This window comes from Flavobacterium sp. 21.1 (genome assembly GCF_057801535.1).
On record NZ_JBYNXA010000001.1, the window covers coordinates 591,020 to 607,412 of the forward strand.

Annotated in this window: 15 protein-coding genes and 1 pseudogene; 10 read left to right on the forward strand and 6 right to left on the reverse strand. The window is 32.4% G+C overall.

The features are described 5' to 3' along the window. Nucleotides 1–11: 11 nt before the first annotated feature. Nucleotides 12–308, reverse strand: coding sequence for a hypothetical protein (locus AC3E9U_RS02685; protein ID WP_488745362.1), 297 nt, complete (start codon nucleotides 306–308; stop codon nucleotides 12–14). A gap of 76 nt (nucleotides 309–384) precedes the next feature. Next, on the reverse strand, nucleotides 385–927 hold the full coding sequence (msrA, locus tag AC3E9U_RS02690; protein ID WP_488745501.1) for a peptide-methionine (S)-S-oxide reductase MsrA: 543 nt from the start codon (nucleotides 925–927) through the stop codon (nucleotides 385–387). A gap of 251 nt (nucleotides 928–1,178) precedes the next feature. On the opposite strand from msrA, the gene AC3E9U_RS02695 reads away from it, so the two are divergent. The 4 genes and pseudogenes from AC3E9U_RS02695 to AC3E9U_RS02710 all read left to right on the forward strand — a co-directional run bounded on the left by AC3E9U_RS02695 (nucleotide 1,179) and on the right by AC3E9U_RS02710 (nucleotide 3,804). Then, nucleotides 1,179–1,862, forward strand: coding sequence for an ABC transporter ATP-binding protein (locus tag AC3E9U_RS02695; RefSeq protein ID WP_488745363.1), 684 nt, complete (start codon nucleotides 1,179–1,181; stop codon nucleotides 1,860–1,862). Nucleotides 1,863–1,946: 84 nt separating this feature from the next. Further along, a pseudogene (locus AC3E9U_RS02700) lies at nucleotides 1,947–2,462 on the forward strand (DUF2400 domain-containing protein); the annotation flags it as partial. Between the two features lie 65 nt (nucleotides 2,463–2,527). Beyond that, complete coding sequence (locus AC3E9U_RS02705) at nucleotides 2,528–3,298, forward strand: TIGR02757 family protein (RefSeq protein ID WP_488745364.1); 771 nt, start codon at nucleotides 2,528–2,530, stop codon at nucleotides 3,296–3,298. A gap of 101 nt (nucleotides 3,299–3,399) precedes the next feature. After that, entirely contained in the window at nucleotides 3,400–3,804 is a 405-nt protein-coding gene (locus tag AC3E9U_RS02710; RefSeq protein ID WP_488745365.1) for a hypothetical protein, read from the forward strand. A 41-nt stretch (nucleotides 3,805–3,845) separates the two neighbouring features. On the opposite strand, the gene AC3E9U_RS02715 is transcribed toward AC3E9U_RS02710, so the two are convergent. Continuing rightward, on the reverse strand, nucleotides 3,846–5,129 hold the full coding sequence (locus AC3E9U_RS02715) for a hypothetical protein (protein ID WP_488745366.1): 1,284 nt from the start codon (nucleotides 5,127–5,129) through the stop codon (nucleotides 3,846–3,848). Nucleotides 5,130–5,410: 281 nt separating this feature from the next. Between AC3E9U_RS02715 and AC3E9U_RS02720 the strand changes: the two genes are divergently transcribed. The 6 genes from AC3E9U_RS02720 (at nucleotide 5,411) to AC3E9U_RS02745 (ending at nucleotide 13,410) form a co-directional block, all read left to right on the forward strand. Further along, nucleotides 5,411–6,394, forward strand: a complete 984-nt coding sequence (locus tag AC3E9U_RS02720; RefSeq protein ID WP_488745367.1) for a hypothetical protein — start codon at nucleotides 5,411–5,413, stop codon at nucleotides 6,392–6,394. Nucleotides 6,395–6,403: 9 nt separating this feature from the next. Then, a complete protein-coding gene (locus AC3E9U_RS02725) occupies nucleotides 6,404–7,048 on the forward strand; it encodes a hypothetical protein (RefSeq protein ID WP_488745368.1) in 645 nt (214 codons plus the stop codon). Nucleotides 7,049–7,240: 192 nt separating this feature from the next. Next, entirely contained in the window at nucleotides 7,241–8,578 is a 1,338-nt protein-coding gene (locus tag AC3E9U_RS02730) for a DNA cytosine methyltransferase (protein ID WP_488745369.1), read from the forward strand. Then, complete coding sequence (locus tag AC3E9U_RS02735; protein ID WP_488745370.1) at nucleotides 8,575–10,110, forward strand: ATP-binding protein; 1,536 nt, start codon at nucleotides 8,575–8,577, stop codon at nucleotides 10,108–10,110. Before AC3E9U_RS02730 ends, AC3E9U_RS02735 begins: the two co-directional genes overlap by 4 nt. Nucleotide 10,111: 1 nt before the next feature. Beyond that, on the forward strand, nucleotides 10,112–12,424 hold the full coding sequence (locus AC3E9U_RS02740) for a Z1 domain-containing protein (RefSeq protein WP_488745371.1): 2,313 nt from the start codon (nucleotides 10,112–10,114) through the stop codon (nucleotides 12,422–12,424). Then, a complete protein-coding gene (locus AC3E9U_RS02745; protein ID WP_488745372.1) occupies nucleotides 12,421–13,410 on the forward strand; it encodes a PD-(D/E)XK motif protein in 990 nt (329 codons plus the stop codon). Before AC3E9U_RS02740 ends, AC3E9U_RS02745 begins: the two co-directional genes overlap by 4 nt. Here AC3E9U_RS02745 and AC3E9U_RS02750 read toward each other — a convergent pair. The 3 genes from AC3E9U_RS02750 to AC3E9U_RS02760 form a co-directional block, all read right to left on the reverse strand. After that, nucleotides 13,407–14,828, reverse strand: coding sequence for a hypothetical protein (locus AC3E9U_RS02750; protein ID WP_488745373.1), 1,422 nt, complete (start codon nucleotides 14,826–14,828; stop codon nucleotides 13,407–13,409). The genes AC3E9U_RS02745 and AC3E9U_RS02750 overlap by 4 nt on opposite strands. A gap of 498 nt (nucleotides 14,829–15,326) precedes the next feature. Further along, nucleotides 15,327–15,575: a hypothetical protein gene (locus AC3E9U_RS02755; protein WP_488745374.1), complete on the reverse strand. Its 249-nt coding sequence runs from the start codon at nucleotides 15,573–15,575 to the stop codon at nucleotides 15,327–15,329. Nucleotides 15,576–16,058: 483 nt separating this feature from the next. Continuing rightward, the gene (locus AC3E9U_RS02760) at nucleotides 16,059–16,301 is read right to left on the reverse strand and encodes a helix-turn-helix domain-containing protein (RefSeq protein ID WP_488745375.1); all 243 of its coding nucleotides are present in this window, start codon (nucleotides 16,299–16,301) and stop codon (nucleotides 16,059–16,061) included. Nucleotides 16,302–16,393 lie beyond the last annotated feature (92 nt).

Here is a 16,393-nt window from a genome sequence, read left to right on the forward strand (position 1 = left end):
TCCTCTATTCTCTATTCCTCTTTCTTTATAAGATAAGTATAAATCCATGTCAACGTAAAAGTTGGTATGAAATCGGTAAATGGAATTATTTCCTCCAAAAATTCCAAAATACCTCCTACTCTTCCCACTGTTCCTTTATACATCCGCGCTAACATAAAACCTGCGATTGGTGCCCAAACCACATCAGTACTTTCAGCAACCCAAGGAACGCTATAGGACGCATAACCAACCAAATCGAAAATAATTCCGAGAATGAGGTTACGATTTTTATTGCTCTTTCGTGCCTTTATTACTTCTGCTTCTGTCATTAAAAAATCGTGTTTCAATTTTCAAAAAAATCGCAAATTACCAGTTAACCCAATTACTAAATAACCAAACCGCTGTTTATTTCAACTTTGATTTATAATTCTTTTTCAGTTTATCTAATTTCGGACTGATAACGGCCATGCAATAGCCCTGATTTTTATTGCGGTTGTAATAATCCTGATGGTAATCTTCCGCGGCATAAAATTCTTTTGCGGAAGAAACTTTGGTTACCACTTTTTTACCGTAGATGTTCTGGTCATTTAACAACTGAATGAAATTCTCCGCCGCTTTTTTCTGTGCTTCCGAATGGTAGAAAATTTCGCTTCGGTATTGGGTTCCGACATCGGCTCCCTGACGGTTTAACGTTGTGGGGTCGTGGGTTCCGAAAAAAACCTCCAGTAAATCTTCATAAGAAACTAAATCCGGATTATAAATGATTTCGATAGCTTCGGCATGGCCTGTGGTTCCTGTACATACTTCGGAATACGACGGATTCTTAACTGTTCCGCCGGTATATCCTGAAACGACTTTCTCTACTCCTTTCAATTCTAAAAAAAGTGCTTCCGTACACCAGAAACATCCGCCAGCAAATGTGGCTTTTTCAACCTTTTGACTATTCATAACTTCAAATTCTTTTTCCTGACCGACATTACTCGCCTTGTTTTTGTCTTTAGCCTCGCAAGACATTATTACAAGCGCAAAACAACTAAAAAATAAACTTTTCATAGTGTCAATTTTTTGTTTATCAAATATACCTAATAACTAAACATCAAAATTTCTTTAACGAAACTTTATAAATACACTTACGATTTTTATGAACGGTTGGATTTAAAGTTGATCAAATCTTCGTTTCTTTGTACAAATTGAGCATAATGATCAAAGTAAATAACATTCATAAATATTTCGACAAATTGCACGTCCTTAAAGGCGTTAATCTTCACATCAAGAAAGGCGAAGTTGTATCTATCGTAGGCGCTTCGGGAGCAGGAAAAACCACTTTACTGCAAATTATGGGAACGCTCGACAAACCAACGGCAGAAAAAGGAACCGAATTATTCATCAATGGGGAAAATCTTTTGAAGATGAGCGACAGAGCCATCTCCAAATTCCGAAATTTAAAATTGGGATTCATTTTCCAGTTTCATCAGCTTTTACCTGAGTTTACAGCTCTTGAAAACGTTTGCATTCCCGCCTTCATTGCCGGAAAAGACAAAAAAGAAATTGAAGAAGAAGCCAAACGTTTATTGGATTATTTAGGATTATCCCACCGCTATAACCACAAACCTGGCGAGCTTTCCGGCGGAGAACAACAGCGCGTGGCGGTTGCAAGAGCTTTGATCAACAAACCGGCCGTTATTTTTGCCGATGAACCTTCCGGGAATCTGGACACACATTCTGCGGAAAATTTACATCAGTTGTTTTTTAAACTGAGAGATGAATTCGGGCAGACATTTGTAATCGTAACACATAACGAAGAATTGGCAAATATGGCCGACCGAAAACTGATCATGGTAGATGGCGACATCCGAAGCGAAGTGCTTAGACCAGTACATTAGTTATGAGTTATTCTATTTGTTCTTGACTCTTGATTCTTGACTCCTGATTCTATTTTCTATCATCCATCTTCTATTCTCTAAACTTTGAACCACTCCGAGCTAAAATCCTTCCTCGACCAAAAAGTTGAACTTTACAATAATCCGAATTTTATCGAAAGTGATCCGATACAGATTCCGCACGCCTATACTTTGAAAGAAGACATCGAAATCGCAGGTTTTCTTGCTTCGGTGATTGCTTGGGGAAACCGTAAGATGATCATCAGAAATGCGCAGAAGAAAATGGATCTGATGGGAAATTCACCTTACGATTTTGTGATGAACCATTCCGAAAAAGATCTTGAGCGCCTGGCGGATTTTGTACATCGTACATTTAATGGTCAGGATTTTATCGGGTTTATTAAAAGTCTGCATCACATTTACAAAAACCATGGTGGATTGGAAGCAGTTTTTGCAATGCATCAGGAAGAAAACTCAATGCAAAAGAGCATTTCCGAATTCAAAAAAATCTTCTTTGAAATTGATCATTTAGCCCGAACCGAAAAACATTTACCAGATCCCCTAGGTGGTTCCGCGGCCAAACGAATCAACATGTTAGTACGTATAAATAGTGTAGCTAAATCTTAAACGATTATGTAGTACTTTTGTATGTATATAATAACTAACCAATGATATTAAATCATTCAGAATTAAAGGAGTTTCTTGATGAAAAAGTTGAATTGTATAACAATCCAAACTTTATTGAAAGTGACCCGATTCAAATACCCCATGCTTTTTCTCTAAAAGAAGATATTGAAATTTCTGGATTTCTAGCTGCAACAATTGCTTGGGGTAATCGTAAAATGATTATTACCAATGCAAAAAAAATGATTTCCTTAATGGGGAACTCACCGTATGACTTTATAATGTCATATAATGAAAGTGATTTGGAACGATTAGAAAGTTTTGTACATAGAACTTTTAACAGTCAGGATTTTGTCGTTTTCATCAAATGTCTTCAAAACATTTATAAGAATCACTATGGACTTGAATCAATTTTTACTAATCATCAAGAGACTGATTCAATGCAAAAAAGCATTTCTGAATTTAAGAAAATATTCTTCGAGATAGACCATCTTAACAGAACAGAAAAACATATATCTGACCCAAGTAAAAACTCTGCTTGTAAAAGGGTTAATATGTGGTTGAGGTGGAATTGTAGACAAGACATTAAAGGCGTCGACTTCGGAATTTGGAAAAGTATTGCTCCATCCAAACTTTCTTGTCCGCTGGATGTACATTCGGGTAATGTAGCCCGTAAATTAGGATTGCTTACTCGCAAACAGAACGATGGTAAAGCCTTAGTAGAATTAGATACAAATCTTCGTCTATTAGACCCAATAGACCCCGTAAAGTATGACTTTGCTTTGTTTGGATTGGGTGTGTTTGAAAAATTCTAAATCCTATATAATTTATATGTTGTTTGATGGCATGTAACTGATTTTGCGTAAGTTATTTTAATTGATTTAGAAATTAAAAATTTAACTCAAAATTCATTATCATGAAAACACAATCCGATTACCAGTTTGATTTTACATTATCTTTTAATGATAAAATTATTTGCCAAAGATTTTTCAAGTGTAATAACTACCATAAAAATCACATTGACTTCAACAACTCTGTTGAAATTATCACTTCAGTGACAGATTTAATTAGGGACCTTTTGAAATCTGAATCAATTGATTTGCTTTGGAAAAATTATGATTCCAACAGTGAAAAAATAATGTTCTATAAACCTCTTAAAAATGAATTACTTAAAATAAACATAAGCTACAATTCTAAACTTATTGCTTCAAGTTGTATCCAAACAAATATTTACCCTCCTAAAGTGAAATACAATGTAAATATTCGACCAATTATTCCAGCTATAATCAATAATACTAGACTTTACTTGGAAAATAGATAAAATAATATGACCTCGCTTAACTTAAGGGAGGTTAATTTTTGTTAACGAAAGTATTGCTCTTTTATAATTTGGTTCGCATCACATTCGATTATTTGAAGTCCATTTTTGATTTGTTCGGCTATGTAGTAAACTAGTTCTCCTTTTTCATCATCATCTTCACAAGAATTGGAAGAAATTTCAGTGATTAGTCCAAAACCTGGACATATATTAATAGTTTGCATTGCAGTATCAAAAAAACGTTCATTGAGTTGATTGATTTTTTTGTCATCAATTACTATTATATTTTCATTTTCAAGCGTGTCAATGAGATTTTGGACTTGATTTCTTGGATGCTGATGAATCAGTGATTTGTTATTTTTCCAAAATTCCAAATATTTTTTATTATACTCTTTTTTTGTTGAGAACCAAACAAGATTGGAGGTTACAAAGGCCAAATGGAAATTAGGATAATGATAAGACCAATTACTGTTGAGTTTAGTAAGGTCAGGATTACTACTATAAAAGGTTTTGGCTTGACTTTGGGTATCACCAAAATATAGGCTTAATTCTAACCACCATACATTATCCTTTTGACCCAATATCAATCCAATTTTTTTGATTGCATCGAATGGTGTTTTGATATAAAACCCCCAACCGCGATGATATTCAACAATATTCTCATCAACTACAATTTCTTTTAAAATATTGCTTATTCTACGGTATAAAAGTTCACTATTTGATTTGCAAAGCTTAAAATTATCAAATGGATTTAAAAATGGGAAGTCTTGGTCAATATAATTCAAAAAATCTTCAATCATAATTTTTTCAAAACCGTTAATTGATTCTAATGTTTTTATAAGATTTAAATGTTTAATTATAGTTTTCCATTCTAATATTATTGGTGACTTAACAATTTCTGTTTCTTCTGATAAATTATTCCTTGATGGATTTAGCTGGTCAAACCAAACGTTATATGACCTTGGTTTATTCTCTATAACAAAAGTTAATTTTGCACCAAATGTTATTATCCCATCATAACGAGCATTTCTTTCACTAAAATTTATTTGAAAGTTATTTTCAAAACTATTGTCTGTGATTAGGATTGATGCTAGTAAACTTGTTTCTATATATGGGTTACTTCTTTGGGTTTCAAAACTCCAGCCTTCATCTAGGTAATCAATAAATTCAAATTTTTGCTTATTACTGTTCTGTTTATTGATATAACTTAAAAAGGATGTAAAAGCATGAAATGAATGTTTTATTAAAACTAAAAAAGCTCTTGTTAATTGGTCTTCATGATTAGAGTTCTTGCTGGTGTAGGGATTGAAATAGTTTAATCGTTCCATTTATTTAGTAAAAGGGAATTAATATTACTGCTAATTGCAATTAAGATAAGCAAAACTAAGTAAAAGTATCGAAATCGAATCAGTATAAATACGTATTGCTTTATATATTAGAATTCGTTTTCTTGTTACGGTTTTCCGTAATGAAATAATGAATTTATTGATGTTATTTACTATCGAGAATCTAAATATATCACCTATTTCAGTTAGATTAAATATCACCGAAATCAGGGATTGTTTGGTGTTCATTAATTGTTATACATTGCTCTCCAAAAGTTATAAAAATGAAAAAATATCTATACTACCCGAACTTAGAACCACCCGATACTGAATGGTTAAAATTTTCAATTTTATATCTCGAAAAATTTGAAAGTATAGTGCCTTATGGTCGTCAACATCTGATTACTGATGATTATAGAAAACTATCTAATGAAACAGATTTAGTAGAAATGTATTCTCCAGAATACCATCAAGGGGAAAGAGCTTCTATAAAATCAATTGAAGAAACTGAAAAATTTCTTCTAGAAACTGATAGGAGAAGTACACTTTTCAATAGGATTAATGTCTCTAGAAATTGGAGAGATAGGAATAAATGGAATTACCAGATATATTCTGAAAAATTTTCATTCCAATGGGGTGACTATTGTGTGCAAAATAATTTAGGAGAAATAAACAATGATGGGTTATTGTTGTCAAAAGATTTAGCGTTTCTATTTATGACACATCTTGCAAAGGAAATATCCCACCAAAGGAATGGTTCTATTATTACGGACAATGTAGATTTTGATAATTACATGAATTTTGCCCGAATTGGGAATAATGGTTTTCCAACAAGAAGAAAATTTATGAAGGGAATTATAAGTTTATTAGTCCCTGCTAATATAGCAGACATAAGTATTGATAAATTAATTAAGTTTAGGAATGCCAATAGGGATAAAATAACAGCATTTAATAATCAAATTGATAAAATTGAAGAATCAATAGGAAATGGAGTTACTGAAAGAGATTTTATTGAAAGTTTCAATAGTATTTACTCTGAGCTTACAAGAGAAATAGTTCTTATGGGAATTGGTTTAGCATCTATCCCATTTTCAACATATATGCTAATTAATAATCAAGAGGCTTTATCTGCTGAGTATACCAAAGAAATATTGGGGGCTTTAGGAATAGGAATGGGTGGAATGTATTCGGTGCATAAGGCTTTAAATGGTACACATGAAGAACGATTATGCAAAAAATATTTAACTAATCTTCAAAGATTAAGATAACATAAATAAATGATTGATACCTCAATAAATCTAGTTCTTTACAGAAAAGAAGATTTGGTAGTAGTAGAAAAAGCTATAAAAAAAACACAAATTCAATCTCCTGTTTTTATAGTAGAATTAGAAAATATTTTTCAAATAAATTTTGCTTCTGACTATGCTCATTATGAAGTTAAGTCTGAAATTTTAGATATGCTAACTGAGTATGAATTTACTCAAGACCTAGGAAATGGTAAAAAGGAAATAAGAATGTCTTTTTCAATTAATCAATCCCCATTGAGTACAGACGATTGGGGAAGACCTTTAGAGAATCCAATTAACGAAACTCTATACTTAATAAAAAAAGCAAAAAAAAATGAAGTTGTTAGATTTAGTCCTAAAATAAAAGTATTGTTTGAAACTGATGAGAAAGAATATTTTATAAATATTTCGCGAGGTGAGGTTAAATCCACCAATGAGCAAGGATTTCTTTTAATAAATGAATTTCGCAAATTGGATACAAATAAAGAATGTAAAGAAATTTTAGTTAACAAACTTTTCGTAACACCAATAGATGCTTTTTGGCACGGATATAGGGAACTGAGCCAAATTGCCGAAGATGATTTTTCAGAATATTTGAATTCCAAGAAATATAAACGAAAAAAGAAGTATGAATAATAGTCGAAAATATGGTTTTTTAACAACAATTAATTGATTATCTATATCTTACATTACATTGTAAGATTTTTTAATAATGAACAGGATTAAAATTCTTTTATCTATTTTTGAAGCAGAACAATAATGTAAATTCCTGATACTTTTTACAATGAGAACAGGTTTTTCATAAGAATAATTATCTAAAACTAATAAATGAAATTTATTGATTTATTCGCGGGACTTGGAGGCTTTCATAAAGCTTTGCATGAACTTGGCCATGAGTGTGTATTTGCCAGCGAACTTGATGCGAACTTACGTAAAGTTTATAATGATAATTGGAAAATTGAAGCATACGGAGATATAAGAAAAGTGGAATTAGAATCAATTCCAGAACATGATATTTTATGCGCTGGTTTTCCATGCCAGCCATTTTCAAAAGCAGGAAAACAACTTGGACGAGAAGATGACAGAGGAACTTTATTTGATGAGATAGTTAAAATATTAGAGTTTCGTAAACCTACATATTTTATCCTTGAAAACGTTCCTTTTATCGCAAAACATGACAATGAAGAAACTTGGCGTGTTATGAAAGAAGACCTTGAAAATTTAGGATATGCAGTTGACCATGAAATATATTCGCCACAAGATTTTGGAATCCCACAACATAGAAAAAGAATCTTCATTGTGGGGTCTAAAATAGGTTTATCACATTTTAGTTTTAAAGAAATCGACGATTTAAAATCGGATTATATTGACGTGAAAAGATTTATTGATTCTAAACCAAAGAACGCTAAGCTACTTCCACAAGTAAATCAAGATTGTTTAGAACTTTGGCAAGAATTTATAAGTAGTGTTCCAAAAAACGTGAAACTGCCTGGTTTCCCAATTTGGGGAATGGAATTCGGAGCAACATATCCTTATGAAGATGAGTATCCGCATAATCTTTCTGAGACTGAACTATCAAAATATAAAGGAAATTTTGGAAAGAGTTTAAAAGGAATGACTAAAGAGGAACAACTTGCAAATTTGCCAAGCTATGCAAGGGTTGAAGATGAATTTCCTGATTGGAAGAAAAGATATATAAAATACAACAGGCTTTTTTATAAAGAAAATAAGGAGTATATAGAAAGTGTAGTTAAGAAAATTGGGCAGCTACCTTCTCAAAGTTGGCAAAAACTTGAATGGAATGTTGGCGAGAATGAGCGTAAAATAACTAATTACATTCTTCAATTTAGAGCTTCTGGTATTAGGGTTAAAAAAGTTGACTTCTTCCCTTCTCTAGTTTGTACAACAACTCAAATTCCGATTATTGGTTGGCAAAAAAGATACATTTCGAAAAATGAAGGATTGAAACTCCAATCATTAGAAGGTATTAAGTTGCCAGATAATGACAATGCCGCTTTTAAAGCTTTAGGAAATGCAGTAAACTCTCATATTATTGGGCTTATTGCAAATCAATTAATTCGAGGACCAATTGATAGGAATACACATGATGAAATACCTGAAACAAAATTAAGTGGTAATAAAATCTCAAAAAGTGTAGCATTATGAGTAACAAAGTAAATATAAGACCAAATGTTTCAATGCTTTCAGTTTTAAAGTATTTGGAATATGAAACATGGTTTGCACTTGCTGAATTTGTAGATAATGCAATTCAAAGTTATCAAAATAATGCAAAGAGATTAAAAGACCTTCATGGAGATGACTTTCAACTTGAAGTGATAATTGAAATCAATGACCCTGAAAGTAAAATAACTATTCGTGATAATGCAGGAGGAATTGAAGAATCAAATTATGCAAGAGCTTTTAGAGCGGCTGAAATTCCTAGTGACACTAATGGGCTTTCTGAATTTGGAATGGGTATGAAATCGGCGTCTTGTTGGTTTTCTGACTTATGGAGCGTAAGAACTACTGCGCTAGGTGAAACTTACGAAAAAACCGTAAAGTTTGACATGAATGAGATATTTGAAGATAAAATAGAAGAATTAGAATACACCTCAAAACCCGTAAATGAAAATTTGCATTATACTATTATAGAACTTCATAATGTAAATAAAATGCCGAGAAGGAAAGGTCTTGGTAAAGTTAAGTCACATTTAGCAAGTATTTATAGAGAATTTATTAGACAAGGGATTTTAAAATTGATTGTAGATAATGTTGAATTAAAATTTTCAGAGCCAAAAGTTTTAGTTGCTCCAAAGTATGATGATACAGATGGAGAAGCAATTGTATGGAATAAAGCAATTGATTTTGATGTAGAAGAAGGACTTAGCGTTAGAGGATTTGTTGCAATTCGTGAAACTGGTTCGACTGCCGAAGCAGGTTTCGCTCTTTTCAGAAGAGGCCGTGTAATAGAAGGAAGTTTTGACAATGGCTTTAGACCTGAATTTATTTTTGGCGCCCCTAATAGTTTTAGATTTCAAAGAGTTTTTGGAGAACTTCATTTAGAAGGTTTTGATGTTTCATTTACAAAGAAAGGTATCCAATGGGATGATAATCTTGATGTTTTTCTTAAATGTTTACGGGAGGAACTTTCAACAGATAACTTCCCACTGTTAACCCAAGCTGAAAGATATAGGGCGAGAGCAAATGAAAAGGATTATAAGGATTCGGGGGCAAAGGCTTTAGCCCAAACAGTTTCTGATTTTGAAGATAAAGCACCAAAAGCTATTCAAGAAACATTTGAAAAACCTATTGTAGAAGAGGAATCGGAGACACCACTGGTTCAAACAGAAAAAGCTATTCATAAGGATTTTAGAGTAAATTTTAATAAAACCGATTGGTGTATTTCAATTGAATTATCATATGACCCTTCGCTTAACGAATTGTTTGAAGTTGGCCCCCACTTGATTAAAAATCCCTCATTATTCAAAAGCGAAAGACAGATAGGTATTCGTCTTTCCTTAACTCATCCGTTTATGGTTGAATATGCAGGTACTGACAATGCTAAAATTGAGCCAATTTTAAAAATGGTAGCCGCCATGGGTTTGGCAGAAATAATTGCTAAAGAAAGTGGCGCAAAGACACAAGGCGAAATTCGTAGAAATTTCAATGAACTTATTACTAAAATCTCACACAAATAACATGGCTGAAATAATAGAAATAACAGGCTCAAATAATTCCAATAATTCGAAATGGCAACCTTATCAGGGAGAAGAAATTACTACATTGATAAAAAATAAAGGATTTGTTGATGCCTCAGGAACGATTAATTCTACAGGTGAAAAAGTAATCGATGAAACTTTCAAAATATTTGAAATGTGTGGGGACCCAAACCAATTATCAAATATTGAAACGGGTTTAGTTATAGGATATGTTCAGAGTGGTAAGACACTATCTTTTACGTCTTTAACAGCATTAGCAAACGATAATCAATATCAAATAGTAATCATTATTGCAGGTACTTCTATACCACTTTCAGAGCAATCCTACGAAAGAATGAGAAAAGACCTACAAGTTGAAACAAGGTTTGACCGCAAATGGACAATTTTGAAAAATGCTGGTTCGATTGAGGATAGGGATACAATTGATATGAAATTAGAGCAATGGGCTGACCCAACATATCCAAGAGAAAATTGTTCGACCCTCTTGATAACTGTAATGAAAAATGGCACAAGGTTGAACAATCTAACAAACATCTTTAGAGGATTGAATCTTGAGGGAGTCCCAACTTTAATAATAGATGACGAGAGCGACCAAGCTAGCTTAAATACAAGAGGGCGTGCAAACGCCCAAGCTGGAAATGATGTAAATGAAGGTGAAGCTTCAACTATTTATAGAAGAATAAATGAATTAAGAAGTGCTTTTCCTCATCACACATTTTTACAATATACCGCAACACCACAAGCAAATCTGTTCATTAATATTATGGATAGACTTTCTCCTAACTTTATAAAACTATTAACACCAGGGAATGGTTATACAGGAGGAAATGCTTTTTTTATTCAGAACCCACATTTAGTTAAAGTAATTCTCCCGAATGAAATACCAACAAATCACAATATACTGAGTGAACCACCAGAAAGTTTACTTTATTCTTTGAGAATTTTTTTCTTGGGAGTGGTAGCTGGTGAAATAAAAAAAGACCAGAGGAACCGTTCAATGATGGTTCATCCATCACGACTTACAAACGCTCAAAACATCTTTTTTAATTGGATAAGAAGTGTTTGTGAGAGTTGGAAGCGACTTTTGCAAAGGACAGACCCTTCTGATGAAGTTGAGAAACAAGAATTATTAAGGGAATTTAAAGAAGCTTACAACGATTTAAAACTTACAGTTGATGATTTGCCAACATTTGAAGAACTTACAGTAAATAGGCTTCTTCATGCTATAAAAAACACAAGAATAATGGAAGTGAATGCCAGCAGAGGTAGAACACCTGAAATTCGTTGGAGTGATTTTTATTCTCATATTTTAGTAGGAGGTCAAGCAATGGATAGAGGATTTACTGTTGAAGGCTTAACAGTAACTTATATGCCGAGACCTTTGGCAACTGGTCAAGTTGATACAACTTTGCAGAGAGCGAGATTTTTTGGATATAAAGGAAGTTATATAGGTTTTTGTAGAGTATGGCTTGACCAAGCAAATATTGATGCTTTTCGTTCAATAATTGAGCATGAGGAAGATGTAAGAAGAAGACTTGAAGAATTTGATGTAAATAATAAACATTTGAATGAATGGGATAGAGAAACCGTTTTAGACCAAATGTTAAACCTTACTCGTCCTAATATTTTGTTTAATGATATTGACAGAGATTATTTTGGTGAAGAATGGTTTATTGTTCGAGCTCCTCACGATACAGATAATTTAATTCCATATAATCAGAAAATAGTTGCAGATTTTACAGCAAATCATTTAGCCACTTTTTTAGCAGATACAGGACATAGCGAGAGAACAGACTTACAGAAACATTTAGTTGCAGAAGTTTCTCTTGCCGAGTGTATAAAACAACTTCTTAATAAATTGAAATTCACTCGTGAAAGTGATAGTCAAACTTATTCGAGTTTGAGAGGAGTTATTAATGGATATGTGGAGGAAAATCCAAACGAAAATTGTTTAGTATACTTAATGAGTTCTAAAATTCAGAGCAATCAGGTTTTTCAAGTAATTAGAAAACGTAGGCTAAATCAAAATGATGCTATACAGCAATTATTTCAAGGAGAGCAGCCAACAACAAATGGGAGATTAAGAAAAGGTGAAGTTTACCCTGGAGATAGAAATATTAAGAATCAGAATATGGTTACAATTCAAATTCACCGACTTAATCTTACAGACACAAATGGAAATGAAATCATTGATGAAAATGGTTCACCACATTATGAAGATTTAGTAAGTATAGCTGTTTGGATACCTGAAACTATAGGTAAAGATATCATCAGACAACCTGATAACATATGAATTTATTAGATGCTTTTTTAGAATTAATTATTCCAGATTCAGATAGCCCAAAACTTTTCAATGCTTTAACATTGGATGAATTTTCATTTGCAAAAATTGGAGTAAATAATGAAGGATTTCCTGTAATTCTGATTTCATCAGTTACAGATAGAACATTTTTTTCTCAAAAAAATGTTCGTTTAAAATATATTGAACTAACACATAATCTTGAGTGTAAAGTTTCAGAAAACGGAAATTCGAAATTTGATAATTTTACAGTCATTATATTTAGGAGTGAGCAACTTAATCTTCAATCCTATTTTTTAGGTATTGCAGAAACATTACTTCAATCATTATCCAAGAATCCAACACAGAAAGAAATTTTTGAGACATTCAAAAGTTTTATTGAAATCTTTCGTTCACTTTCCGATTCACCTTCAAAAACTCTTCAAGGTTTATGGGCTGAACTTTTTCTAATAGATAAAGCCGAAAACCCCGAATGTTTATTGAATTACTGGCATAACATTCCTGAAGAAAAATTTGACTTTAACGCTGATATAGAAAAAATAGAGGTCAAAAGCAGTAGCAGTTTAAATAGGGTACACATTTTTTCATCAGAACAACTGGACCCGCCACAAGATAAACAAGTATTAATTGCTTCTATTTTTACAAAACAAACAGCAAACGGAAAGAGTGTAACTGATTTAATGCAATCAATTCAAAGTAAAATTTCTGAAACATCTTTGATTACAAAACTTTTTTCAATTGTCTCAAAAACACTTGGGTGCTCTGTTGAACAGTCGATTCGGATTAAATATGATTATGATTTAGCAACAAACTCTTTGAGATTCTATCGTCATCAAGATATATCAAAAATTGAGAGACTAAACATTCCTGAAAGAGTTTCTGAAGTTAAATATAAATCTGATTTGACAGAGGTAGCATATGTAAATCCTAATGGAATTGATAGTGATGGTATACTATTTGAATCAATTTATAAAGACTAATCATAATTATTCAAAAAACTCTCTGGCAAAATATATTCATCATCAATAAACTCAAATTCCCCTTCATTTCCATTTTCCCCTAATAAATCCTTCTCATGCAATTGCGGTGAAATTCCATACATTTCCATACAGACATTAATCAAGGTTTCTTTAACAATCAATAATTCACTTTCATTAACTAAAAACGAATCGTGAATCGTAAAAGGATTGATTTCCTTCTCCTGAAGTCTGACCATCACCATATCCAAAACCGTCAATGATTCCCTTTCCTGAAGTAGCACTGCAAGCGTATTGTTCTTTTTGAAATTAACTTGATTGATATACTTCATAATCGTTGGGAACTTATTCGAAAATGCCTCCTTGATACCTATGTAAGATGACACTTTCGAATAGAAAATCCTGAACAGGTTTATTTTAGATTTCTCTCTGTAAATCACCTTGTCATCATCGTGCAATGAATCAAAATCAATTCTGAAGAAATGATTGGCTAAGTATTCATAAAGTACTCCGTTAACCACCAATTCACCGTACAATTTCAATTCCTTTTTATCAATTCCATTTTCATTCAAGAGCTTGGTGTATAAAAAGAACGGCTGGCTGTTTTTGATATCCAAATTGAACAGTTTTTCATCGCTTTTAAGGAACTTTCTAAGATATGACGGCAATGATGTTAGGTTGGTATCCAAACGCTTGTTAGTTTTGTTTCTTTTGAAGAACAAATAACCGTCATGAATGGCGTATACCTGCTGTTGATGGACCATCAATCGATGTAATATATCATGCAGTACAAAACCGCAACGTTGGGTAATGATTATCCTATCCATTGAGTTATTGGCTTTGCATTCTATTAAATCCAATATCCTTTTGTCACTGATATCATAATTGATTTTTTTGCATAACTCGTTGATTTCAGATATCGCTTTTTCAGTAATGGCAGACATAGCACTATCAAAATCAATCTTGAAATTCTTGTAATATTTGGATTTGAAGAATTCAAGATTCTTCACCTTTTTCTTCCTAGCACTTAGCTTGATTTCTTTTATGCGTTTGTTTATTTTGGAATCAGTTATCTCAACTGGAACCTTAGACCCAAGATATTCCGTCATTATCTTATATTCTTTAGCTTTTCCGATGGTGCCATAGGTATAGAAATCATTTCTTTTAATCACACCGTTATCCACTAAGAAGTCCAATGCTTCTGTTATGTTATTTGGACTTGGTATCAGTTTTTGGAACGAAGACCTAGGAATTTCAATATAGCCGTAACGTCTTTGCAGTTCGGTCTTGAAGTAGATTTGTCTTCTGTATATTAGGTCAATGATGCAGTATAAATCATCTTTTCTTTTGTAGTCTGTTTTTGTTATGTAATCCAGTACTGGTTTTGTAACATACCTGTACTCATTTTTTGCAATTTTCATTAATATTTATGCTCTTATTCTTCCATTCTGTTAGGAATGGTTATGCTCTTGATTTGGCCTGCTAAGAGCAGCTGACAGTTGCGACCTGCCAGCAAGCAAGAATTTTAGAGAGTTTATTCTCTTATGTTCTGATTTTCATAAAATATAAGAAAAAATAAAGACATAGTCAATAGCAATGGATTAGAAACTGATATAAAGTTTTTGCCCATGGCATTTATCAATAAGTATCTGTAGAAACTGAAAACACCCAGAAATAATCCTTTTTTAATGAGAAAATCAATAATGCGAAATTTATGATTCTCTATACCCCCTTTATTCATAAGGCTTGTAGAGGATATTTTTAAAAAATGATACACATAAGGACCGCCTGCGGTTGGAATTTCCAAAAGCGTGCCGCCCTTATGTGTATCAAAAAGGTATAAAATCGTTGTGAATACCAATAAAATCAATGCTTCACAAAATTCATAAATATCGCAAAAAACATTATTAAAGGATGTTTTACTTGCTTGAGGTGTTGAAGATGCTTTTCAAGATGCCAAATGAGAAGATGATTAACCCGATAGCTATTTGGAATATTCCTCCAATGATTCCAAAAAGAAATGTAGTGGATTGGGCATTATGGTATTGTCTTCTTTGATGATTTTCAAATCCAGTCATAAATTTACTGGCTACTAAATCATACTTTAGGTTTGTGCTTGATGAATTATCTGTTGGGAAGAAATCATTGAAATTTTGTTTATTACTCATGTTTACAGGTTTTTATACTCCGTGAATGTATCAAAACCACGTGAATAAACCAACAAAAGTCCATAAAACCTGGTATTTTATGTGCTTCATTGACAACTCATTGCTGATGAGAAGTAAATTAGACTTTTTAAAGTTAATGTACTCCCTACCTGTTTGTAACTTCAAGACATATAAGGCTTTAATCTAGTTCAATCTGCGGTGACCGCCCTCTTCAAGGGAAATTCATATTCCCATTTTTTGAAGCACTTTGATTGGTTTTGAAAATTTCTAAAAATTTTTTTCTAAAAATTTTAGCGAAATCCTATGGGGAAAGTATTTATTATAAAAGGAAATCATGAAAAGAAAATTGAAAATCAAATTCTCACAATTAAGAGAAATATTAAGGACGGAAGAGCCTAAATTCCCATTAATATTAATAATGGATGGAATAACCGATAAGGAATTGGATGAGTTATATAGGCTATTAAAAAGGAAAAAGAAGAGTTAGTTTTTCTTCTTGGGTTTCAAATCGTCAAGTAATTCACTAGTTGAAACATTTAAAGCCGATGCAATTCTGATGAGAGTTGTAACCTTCATTTCTTGGGAACCACGAATATACTTTCTAAGATTAGTAGCATCAAGATTAGCATCGTGTGCTACATTCATAACAGTTAAGTTTTTCTCGACTATTAATGCTTTTATCTTTTTACCAAGAAGTATTACTTCATTTTTTTGTTTTGTTTCCATGAGTGGAAATTAGATTAAAGAAGTCGCAAACAACTAATTCATTACGACAGGTTGCTTATAACCTATTTTTCGTATATATTTGCTCTGTAACC

Excerpts from the sequence above, each read along its gene's own strand:
- AC3E9U_RS02685 (WP_488745362.1), bottom strand. The coding sequence starts at position 308 with ATGACAGAAGCAGAAGTAATAAAGGCACGAAAGAGCAATAAAAATCGT.
- msrA (WP_488745501.1), bottom strand. The coding sequence starts at position 927 with ATGAATAGTCAAAAGGTTGAAAAAGCCACATTTGCTGGCGGATGTTTC.
- AC3E9U_RS02695 (WP_488745363.1), top strand. The coding sequence starts at position 1,179 with ATGATCAAAGTAAATAACATTCATAAATATTTCGACAAATTGCACGTC.
- AC3E9U_RS02705 (WP_488745364.1), top strand. The coding sequence starts at position 2,528 with ATGATATTAAATCATTCAGAATTAAAGGAGTTTCTTGATGAAAAAGTT.
- AC3E9U_RS02710 (WP_488745365.1), top strand. The coding sequence starts at position 3,400 with ATGAAAACACAATCCGATTACCAGTTTGATTTTACATTATCTTTTAAT.
- AC3E9U_RS02715 (WP_488745366.1), bottom strand. The coding sequence starts at position 5,129 with ATGGAACGATTAAACTATTTCAATCCCTACACCAGCAAGAACTCTAAT.
- AC3E9U_RS02720 (WP_488745367.1), top strand. The coding sequence starts at position 5,411 with ATGAAAAAATATCTATACTACCCGAACTTAGAACCACCCGATACTGAA.
- AC3E9U_RS02725 (WP_488745368.1), top strand. The coding sequence starts at position 6,404 with ATGATTGATACCTCAATAAATCTAGTTCTTTACAGAAAAGAAGATTTG.
- AC3E9U_RS02730 (WP_488745369.1), top strand. The coding sequence starts at position 7,241 with ATGAAATTTATTGATTTATTCGCGGGACTTGGAGGCTTTCATAAAGCT.
- AC3E9U_RS02735 (WP_488745370.1), top strand. The coding sequence starts at position 8,575 with ATGAGTAACAAAGTAAATATAAGACCAAATGTTTCAATGCTTTCAGTT.
- AC3E9U_RS02740 (WP_488745371.1), top strand. The coding sequence starts at position 10,112 with ATGGCTGAAATAATAGAAATAACAGGCTCAAATAATTCCAATAATTCG.
- AC3E9U_RS02745 (WP_488745372.1), top strand. The coding sequence starts at position 12,421 with ATGAATTTATTAGATGCTTTTTTAGAATTAATTATTCCAGATTCAGAT.
- AC3E9U_RS02750 (WP_488745373.1), bottom strand. The coding sequence starts at position 14,828 with ATGAAAATTGCAAAAAATGAGTACAGGTATGTTACAAAACCAGTACTG.
- AC3E9U_RS02755 (WP_488745374.1), bottom strand. The coding sequence starts at position 15,575 with ATGAGTAATAAACAAAATTTCAATGATTTCTTCCCAACAGATAATTCA.
- AC3E9U_RS02760 (WP_488745375.1), bottom strand. The coding sequence starts at position 16,301 with ATGGAAACAAAACAAAAAAATGAAGTAATACTTCTTGGTAAAAAGATA.